General features: G+C 59.7%; 6 protein-coding genes. 5 read left to right on the top strand and 1 reads right to left on the bottom strand.

The features are described 5' to 3' along the window. The 5 genes from ACIF4X_RS20340 to msrA form a co-directional block, all read left to right on the top strand. Positions 1 to 580 (top strand): transketolase-like TK C-terminal-containing protein (locus tag ACIF4X_RS20340; protein WP_397483486.1); only part of this gene is annotated, 580 nt, incomplete at its 5' end. Between the two features lie 11 nt (positions 581 to 591). Beyond that, positions 592 to 2,547, top strand: a complete 1,956-nt coding sequence (aceF, locus tag ACIF4X_RS20335) for a dihydrolipoyllysine-residue acetyltransferase (protein ID WP_397483485.1) — start codon at positions 592 to 594, stop codon at positions 2,545 to 2,547. Positions 2,548 to 2,823: 276 nt separating this feature from the next. Then, positions 2,824 to 4,221 (top strand): alkaline phosphatase D family protein, encoded by a 1,398-nt coding sequence (locus tag ACIF4X_RS20330; protein ID WP_397483484.1) that lies wholly within the window; start codon positions 2,824 to 2,826, stop codon positions 4,219 to 4,221. A 243-nt stretch (positions 4,222 to 4,464) separates the two neighbouring features. Continuing rightward, positions 4,465 to 7,161, top strand: coding sequence for a putative bifunctional diguanylate cyclase/phosphodiesterase (locus tag ACIF4X_RS20325; protein WP_397483483.1), 2,697 nt, complete (start codon positions 4,465 to 4,467; stop codon positions 7,159 to 7,161). 182 nt (positions 7,162 to 7,343) lie between these two features. Continuing rightward, positions 7,344 to 8,009, top strand: a complete 666-nt coding sequence (msrA, locus tag ACIF4X_RS20320; protein ID WP_095187387.1) for a peptide-methionine (S)-S-oxide reductase MsrA — start codon at positions 7,344 to 7,346, stop codon at positions 8,007 to 8,009. Positions 8,010 to 8,110: 101 nt separating this feature from the next. Here msrA and ACIF4X_RS20315 read toward each other — a convergent pair whose 3' ends face one another. Continuing rightward, on the bottom strand, positions 8,111 to 8,950 hold the full coding sequence (locus ACIF4X_RS20315; RefSeq protein WP_397483482.1) for a 23S rRNA (adenine(2030)-N(6))-methyltransferase RlmJ: 840 nt from the start codon (positions 8,948 to 8,950) through the stop codon (positions 8,111 to 8,113). Positions 8,951 to 9,245: the final 295 nt, after the last annotated feature.

Below are 9,245 nucleotides of genomic sequence, written 5' to 3'. Positions count from 1 at the left end.
GCAGCCAGCCCTGCCGGCCGGTGCCGAAGTAGGCATCCAGAAAGGCATGTACCTGCTCGAAGAAGACACCCGCGATGCGGCGCATCACGTACAGTTGATGGGCTCCGGCACCATCCTGCGTGAAGTCCGTGAAGCGGCGAAGATTCTGCGTGAAGAGTTCAACGTTGGCGCTGACGTGTGGAGCGTTACCAGCTTCAACGAACTGCGTCGCGACGGCCTCGCTGTAGAGCGCAGCAACCGTCTGAAGCCGGGCCAGAAGCCTAAGCTGAGCTACGTCGAAGAGTGCCTGAACGGCCGTAAAGGTCCGGTCATCGCCTCTACCGACTACATGAAACTGTTCGCCGAGCAGATCCGTCAGTGGGTACCGTCCAAGGAATTCAAAGTCCTGGGCACCGACGGTTTCGGCCGCAGCGACAGCCGCAAGAAACTGCGTCATTTCTTCGAAGTTGACCGTCATTTCGTGGTGTTGGCAGCCCTGGAAGCACTGGCTGACCGTGGTGATATCGAACCTAAGGTTGTGGCTGAAGCCATTACCAAGTTCGGCATCGACCCGGAAAAACGCAACCCACTGGACTGCTGAGGAGACATTTTGTGAGCGAACTCATTCGCGTACCTGACATCGGCAGCGGTGAAGGTGAAGTAATTGAACTGTTTGTGAAGGTCGGCGACCGTATCGAAGCCGACCAGAGCATCCTGACCCTGGAATCGGACAAGGCCAGCATGGAAGTGCCGGCCCCGAAAGCCGGCGTCATCAAGAGCCTGAAAGTGAAGCTGGGCGACCGTCTGAAAGAAGGCGACGAACTGCTTGAGCTGGAAGTCGAGGGCGCCGCTGAAGCGGCCCCTGCTCCGGCGGCTGCGCCGGCTGCAAAAGCGGAGGCCAAACCGGCTGCCGCGCCTGCTGCCGCTGCACCCGCCGCGGCCCCTGCTGCCGCTTCGGTTCAGCAAGTGCACGTGCCGGACATCGGTTCTTCGGGCAAGGCGCAGATCATCGAGATCCAGGTCAAGGTCGGCGACAAAGTCGAGGCTGATCAGTCGCTGATCACCCTGGAATCCGACAAGGCGAGCATGGAAATCCCGTCGCCTGCCGCTGGCGTGGTTAAAGCCATCAGCGTCAAGCTCAACGACGAAGTCGGCACTGGCGACCTGATTCTGGATCTGGAAGTAGCGGGTGCTGCGGCACCTGCTGCGGCCGCTCCGGCTCAGGCTGCTGCTCCGGCCGCTGCCGCTGCGCCTGCTCCGGCAGCCGCGCCAGCAGCTCCGGTTGCTGACAGCGTTCAAGACATCCACGTTCCGGACATCGGCTCGGCTGGCAAAGCCAAGATCATCGAAGTACTGGTCAAGGCTGGCGATACCGTTGAAGCCGACCAATCGCTGATCACCCTGGAATCCGACAAGGCGAGCATGGAAATCCCATCGCCTGCCGCTGGCGTGGTGGAAAGCGTTTCCATCAAGCTGGATGACGAAGTCGGTACCGGCGACCTGATCCTCAAGCTGAAAGTCAAAGGCGCGGCGCCTGCTGCGGCCCCGGCTCCAGCTGCCGCCGCTGCACCAAGTGCGCCTGCTGCTCCGGCTGCCGCTGCACCTGCACCTGCTGCCGCTCCAGCCGCCGCACCGGCCAAGCCGGGCGCGAAAGTTCACGCCGGCCCCGCCGTGCGTCAACTGGCCCGTGAGTTCGGCGTCGAGCTGAACGCTGTCGGCGCCAGCGGCCCGCACGGTCGTATCTTGAAAGAAGACGTGCAGGTTTACGTCAAAGCGATGATGCAGAAGGCCAAGGAAGCACCGGCCGCTGCTGCTGGCGCAACCGGTGGCGCGGGCATCCCGCCGATTCCGGTCGTCGACTTCAGCCGTTTCGGCGAAATCGAAGAAGTGCCGATGACTCGCCTGATGCAGATCGGCGCGTCGAGCCTGCACCGCAGCTGGCTGAACATCCCGCACGTGACTCAGTTCGATTCGGCTGATATCACCGAGCTGGAAGCGTTCCGCGTGGCGCAGAAAGCCGTTGCAGAGAAGGCCGGCGTCAAGCTGACCATCCTGCCGCTGCTGCTCAAGTCGTGCGCGCACATGCTCAAGGAGCTGCCGGACTTCAACAGTTCGCTGGCGCCAAGCGGCAAGGCGATCATCCGCAAGAAGTACGTCAACATCGGCTTCGCCGTCGACACCCCGGATGGCCTGTTGGTACCGGTCATCAAGAACGTCGACCAGAAGAGCCTTCTGCAGCTTGCGGCTGAGGCAGCTGCGCTGGCCGCCAAGGCCCGCGACAAGAAGCTCACCGCTGACGACATGCAAGGCGCCTGCTTCACCATTTCCAGCCTCGGCCACATTGGCGGCACCGGCTTCACGCCGATCGTCAACGCGCCGGAAGTGGCGATCCTCGGTGTTTCCAAGGCAACCATCCAGCCAGTCTGGGACGGCAAAGCCTTCCAGCCGAAACTGATGCTGCCGCTGTCGTTGTCCTACGATCACCGTGTGATCAACGGCGCCGCTGCCGCACGCTTCACCCAGCGTCTGGGCAGCCTGCTGGCGGACATTCGCACGATCCTGCTGTAACTCGATCGGCCCTCCGGCAACGGCGGGCCGATTGCTGCACCCTTTCGAGCGCCACACGCTCGTACCTCAACCCCGTCAGTTTGGCGGGGCTTTTTTTTGCCTGAAGAAACCCTCCTCAGGTCTTTTTCCCACATGTCGCGCTGACATCGGCCACAACCACAGTCGACTTGGCACCGATCTTTTTTATTCGATACGCAACTAACCTAGGCGCAGCCAATTCAACTAAGAAGACTTAGTAGAAACCTGTTAATTAAAGTTAATTCGAATGGATTCGACATGTTAAAACCAACTATCGGCCCGATTGTCGGCCACGTTACAACTCATCATGCGCGCATATTCATGCGTGGCAACCGGCAGAACAATGCATTGGTATTTGCCGGAATTCGTTACCGCGCTTCCGGCACACAACATTGGTCAAAAGGTAACTTCGCTCAGCTGAGCGAATTACGCGATATGTCGCACGTATTCGCCCTCAACAACTTGAGCATCGACACCGAATATGAGTATCAGGCCGGCTGGTTCAGCCCGATGAATCCGGTGCATACGCCGGACAGCGTTGCCGAGTTGCCGTTGCAATGGCCGCGAGAAATCTACCGCCTGCGCACCCGCTCCAGCAAAGCCTTGCACCCCAGAGCCTATATCGTCGGCTCCTGCCGCTACCTGCGCATGACTGCCGGCATCGCCTCCCTGCCGCAATTGGGCGACCGGATCTTCGCGTCCATCAACCAGGTGATCGAAGGCATACAACCACCCATCAGCGCAGTAATGATGACCGGCGACCAAATTTACGTCGACGATTTGAATCTGATCGCACCCGATCGCGAATACAAAGATATCCTCAACAAGTACCGTGCCGCGTTCTCCCAACCGAATATTCAACGTCTGATGTCCGGCACTTCGACTTACATGATTCTTGATGATCACGAAATTGAAGATAACTGGCCCGCCAATGCCAGCAAGGCCGACGGCGATTTATACCGTAACGCCATGGCTGCATATGATTTGTATCAGGCCAGTCATAGCCCAGTACATCCACTGACAACTAACGGTGAAATAGATCACTCATCACTTGAGCATTACTGGTATCAATTCAACGACGGCGATATCGAATGGTTTGTCACTGACAGTCGCACCCGCCGCCACTTGTCAGCCGATGATCGACGCATCCTCGACGAGGCACAGGAACAGGCCCTGCTCAAATGGCTGAGCAACAGCACGGCGCGGGTCAAGTTCGTGGTCACCAGCGTGATGTTCTATCCGGATCGCAAACTTCACGGCGATGACGCCTGGAAAGCCTTCCCCGAACAGCGCCTGCGCCTGCTGGAAACCATCCGCACCCGGCGCATCAAGAATGTCGTGTTCATTTCCGGTGACGTACATGGCTCGCTTACCGCTCGCCTGAGCCACAGCGAAGACCCGGACTTCGAAGTCCACACCGTGGTGTCCTCGCCGCTGTGCAACAGCAAACTGCTGCCGTATGCCAAAGCGTCCACGTTCATTCTCGATCAGCCGCTGGTGCGCACGGCGGCGGGCGATTACCGGCATGAACTGACCAGCAAGGTGGTGAGTGAGGACAATTTCGCTCATCTTGTGGTCGAGGCCGGGCAAATTCATGTCAATTACCACGACCGCGATGGCAAACGCCTGCAATCGATCACCCTCCCACTGCGTTGAATTGCCAGCCAAAAAGACGCCGTTGCGGGGCACAAACCGCTCTGGAACGGCAGTCTTTCAATTCAACAGGATTACTTTTTAGCGCACGCTGGAGAAATCTTCAGCGCAGCCGACATATTCTTATAGCACTTGGCCTTCATGTCTCTTGTCAGTCGGTGCCGCAATGATGCAACCTTGCCGCAGGCAACAGTAAAGAGGGCGAGAGCCCGGCGCGTTCAGCATATTTCCAAGCGAGTTCCCTTCATGAAGAGCCAACCCGATGCCGCCAGCCGTATGGCGGCCGAGGTAGTGACGCAGTTGCCTGTGCCCTCGCGGCTCGGCATGCTGCGTTTCGAGCGCTTGAATGAAGCCAGTTGGGCCATGCTGTTTCTCGATCCCAACTGCGAACGCCAGTTCGGCCAGCCGGCCGTCGAGCTTTGCGCACTGGTCGGCTCACCCTACGCGAGCCTGATGGAACCGGAAGCGCGTTATCAACTGCACGACGCGATCCAGGCGCAGCTAACCGCCAGCCCGCATTACCTGGTGCGTTACACCCTGCACACGGCTGCCGGTGCACTGAACATCCTTGAGCTGGGCGAAGCCTACAAACAACACAATCGTCACCTGCTGCGCGGCTATCTGCTGGCGGTCGATCACGTCTTCGATGAAGTGCCGCTGCCACCCTCCGTCGATCTCGAAACGCAGAATTCGCGCCTGCAAATCGCCCTTGAACTCAACCAACGGGCGCAGCAGGAACAACTGCAGCACCTGGAACGCGTACGCGCCCAACAGGACTTGATTCTGCTGCTCGCCCGTCAGCGCTACAGCACGCACAACTCGCTGCAGGAAGCCGCCGAGCTGATCACCCGCTGCGCCTGCGATATCTATGAAATCGACTGCGCCAGCCTGTGGAACCTCGAAGACCAGCAACTGGTGCCGATCTCCGCGTACCACCGCGCGACCCAGGAATACATCCTCCCGGACGTGATCGACATCAGCAGTTTCCCCGACTACATGGAAGCTCTGCACAGCAGCCGCGCCATTGATGCACACAATGCGATGCGCGATCCGCGCACTCGTGAAATGGCCGAAGCCCTGCGCCCGCGCGACGTCAACGCCATGCTCGACGCCAGTATTCGCGTCGACGGCCAAGTGGTCGGCGTGCTGTGCCTGGAGCAGACCGGCGTCACCCGCGCCTGGCAGTCCGACGAAATCGCCTTTGCCGGCGAACTGGCCGACCAGTTCGCGCAAGTCATCAACAACCACAACCGCCGCACCGCCACCAGCGCCCTGCACTTGTTCCAGCGTGCGGTCGAGCAAAGCGCCAACGCCTTTTTGCTGGTCAATTGCGACGGCGTGGTCGAGTACGTCAATCCAAGTTTTACCGCGATCACCCAGTACACCACCGAGGAAGTCCACGGCCAGCGCCTGTCCGAGCTGCCGGCGCTGGAAAACCTCAGCGAACTGCTGTTCGACGCGCCCTCCGCGCTGGCCAAGAGCAACAGTTGGCAGGGCGAATTCAAGAGCCGCCGCAAGAATCTCGAACCGTACTGGGGCCAGTTGTCGATTTCCAAGGTCTACGGCGACAACCGCGAGCTGACGCATTACATCGGCATCTACGAAGACATCACCCAGACCAAGCTCGCGCAACAGCGCATCGAGCGCCTGGCGTACACCGACAACCTGACCAACCTCGGCAATCGCCCGGCGTTTATCCGCAATCTGGACGAACGCTTCGCCCGCGATAGCGATACCCCGATCAGCCTGCTGCTGGTGGACATCGACAACTTCAAGCGGATCAACGACAGCCTCGGTCACCAGACTGGCGACAAACTGCTGATCAGCCTGGCCCGACGCTTGCGCAACAGTTTGAGTCCGAGCGGCAGCCTCGCGCGGTTCGCCAGTAACGAGTTTGCCGTACTGCTCGACGACACCGACCTTGCCACCGGCCAGCAGATTGCCAACCAATTGTTGGCGACGCTGGATAAACCGATGTTCGTCGACAATCAGTTGATCAGCGTCACCGGTTCGGTCGGCCTTGCCTGCGCGCCGCTGCACGGCCGCGACCCGCAAACCCTGATGCGCAACGCCGGTCTGGCGCTGCACAAGGCCAAGGCCAACGGCAAACATCAGGTGCAAGTGTTCACCGAAGCGCTGAACGCAGAGGCCAGTTACAAACTGTTCGTCGAGAACAACCTGCGCCGCGCCCTGACCCAGAACGAGCTGGACGTGTTCTACCAGCCCAAGCTGTGCCTGCGCAGCGGGCGTCTGCTGGGCATGGAAGCACTGTTGCGCTGGAATCACCCGGAACGCGGCATGATTCGCCCGGACCAGTTCATCAGCGTCGCCGAAGAGACTGGCCTGATCATTCCGATCGGCAAGTGGATTGCGCGCCAGGCGTGCCGCATGAGCAAGGCACTGACCGCCGCCGGCATGGGCAATCTGCAAGTGGCGATCAACCTGTCGCCCAAGCAATTCTCCGATCCGGATCTGGTCGCCTCCATCGCCAACATCCTCAAGGAAGAAGCGCTGCCGGCCTATCTGCTCGAACTGGAACTGACCGAAGGCCTGCTGCTGGAAGCCACCGAAGACACGCACTTGCAACTCGACCAGCTCAAACGCCTGGGCCTGACGCTGGCCATGGACGACTTCGGCACCGGTTATTCGTCGCTGAGCTATCTGAAGAAATTCCCGATCGACATCATCAAGATCGATCGCAGCTTCATCCATGAAATCCCCGACAACCAGGACGACATGGAAATCACCTCAGCGGTGATCGCCATGGCCCACAACCTGAAACTCAAGGTCGTGGCGGAAGGCATCGAGACTGCCGAACAACTGGCGTTTCTGCGTCGGCACCGTTGCGACGTCGGCCAGGGCTACCTGTTCGACCGGCCGATCCCGGGCAGCGAACTGATCCAGGCCCTCAAGCGCTACCCGCGCGGACCGCTCTGCCTCTAGAAACACCCCAGATATCTTGTAGGAGCTGCCGAAGGCTGCGATCTTTTGACCTTGCTTTTTAAAGGCAAGATCAAAAGATCGCAGCCTTCGGCAGCTCCTACATTGGATAGTGCGAAATCGGGCATCATTGGGCACACTGGCGGTCTGACTTTTTACATCCAACCTGACTGAGAGGAACGATCATGGTTCTGCGCTCGGAAATTCTGGTGAACAAAAACGTGCTCCCGACTAAAGAACAAGCTCTGCCCGGCCGCGAAACCGCGATGACCCTGCCTGAAAAGCACTTCGTCTTCGAAGAAACCCCGCTGCTTGGCCCGTTTTTCCAAGACGTCGATTTTGCGATCTTCGGTCTGGGCTGCTTCTGGGGCGCCGAACGCCGCTTCTGGCAGCGCGAGGGCGTGGTCAGCACGGTTGTCGGTTATGCCGGCGGTTTCACGCCGAACCCGACTTACGAAGAAGTCTGCTCGGGCCTGACCGGCCACGCCGAAGTGGTGCTGGTGGTGTATGACAAAGATAAAGTCAGCTACGAAGAGTTGTTGGCGATGTTCTGGGAACTGCACAACCCGACGCAGGGCATGCGCCAGGGCAACGACATCGGCACGCAGTACCGCTCGGTGATCTACGCGACCTCACCTGAGCATCTGGATGCTGCACTGAAAAGCAAAGCGACCTATCAGGCTGAGCTGTCGAAGGCAGGTCTGGGCGAAATCAGCACCGAGATCGAACAGGCGCCGACCGTGTACTTCGCCGAGGCGTATCACCAGCAGTATCTGGCGAAGAATCCTGAAGGCTATTGTGGGATTGGCGGCACCGGCGTGTGCATGCCACCGAGTCTGGCGGGTAATTGACCCTATAAAGCAAAAGATCGCAGCCTTCGGCAGCTCCTACTTTGGAATACGTTTCCCTGTAGGAGCTGCCGCAGGCTGCGATCTTTTGATCTTGCCGTTGATCAGCTCTCGGCAATCAGCCAATCCATCTGCCAGCCACCCTGGGTCTGCCCCAGCTTCTTCGACAACCACGGCAGCAACTCACGCAATTCTTCCTCCAGCCCCCACGGCGGATTGGCAATCGCCATGCCGGAACCGTTCAGGCTGTTCGGCGTATCCAGCGGATGCACCAGCAGTTCCACACGCAGCAACTTCGGCGCGCCGGTGCCGGCCAGATCCTGATAAAACCGACGCAACGCGCGCTGATCCTTTACCGGATACCAGATCGCCCCCACGGTTTGACGCATCCGGCCAATCGCCTCTTTCAACGACGCCGCGCAACGCTGCATCTCATCAAGCTGTTCGAACGGCGGGTCGATCAACATCACCGCACGCTTCTCCTGCACCGGCAACATCGCCCGCGCCACGTGCCAACCCTCGCCAAGGTGAACCTTGACCCGACGATCGCCGGCCATGTTGTCCTTGAGCAGCACGCCGTCTTCCGGGTGCTTCTCGTTGAGCATCACCCGATCCTGCGGGCGGGTCAGGCGCCGCGCCAGCTCCGGCGAACCCGGGTAATAGCGCAACTGGCCATCCGGGTTCATCTCGTGCAGCACCTTCATGTAGTCGGCGGTCAGCGCCGGCAGATCCGGCTGATCCCACAAGCGCGCGATGCCTTCCAGGTACTCGCCGGTGCGATTGGCCTGATCACCCTGCAAGTCATACAGACCGATGCCGGCGTGCGTGTCGAGATAGGCAAACGGCTGCTCCTTGCGCGACATCAGGGCGATGAGGCGGGTCAAGGTCAGGTGTTTGAACACATCGGCGTGATTGCCGGCATGGAAGGCGTGACGATAATTCATGGCTGCTCCTGCGAAGGGCGCAAAGTTTACCTTTTACCGGGCGGCAAGTCAGGGGTTCGCAGCCGAGCGGACAAAAGCCTGCCCTCACCCTAGCCCTCTCCCGGAGGGAGAGGGGACTGACCGAGTGATCTTGCGAGTTACATCGACCTGAAAGATCAGCGTGATCTCAGGCTTGGCCAAGCGAAGATCAGCACAGAAGTCGCTAGTCGGCGTACATCACCCAGACAACTCGGTCAGTCCCCAGAAACAACGCATAGCGAGGCCTGGCCAAGCCAAGTTCACCACTGAAGTCGCA

This window comes from Pseudomonas sp. NPDC085632, assembly GCF_044541255.1.
In the GTDB taxonomy this organism is placed as follows: Bacteria; Pseudomonadota; Gammaproteobacteria; order Pseudomonadales; family Pseudomonadaceae; genus Aquipseudomonas.
The sequence above is the reverse complement of the archived record's forward strand: the minus strand, read 5'-3'. Positions and strand labels throughout refer to the sequence as shown.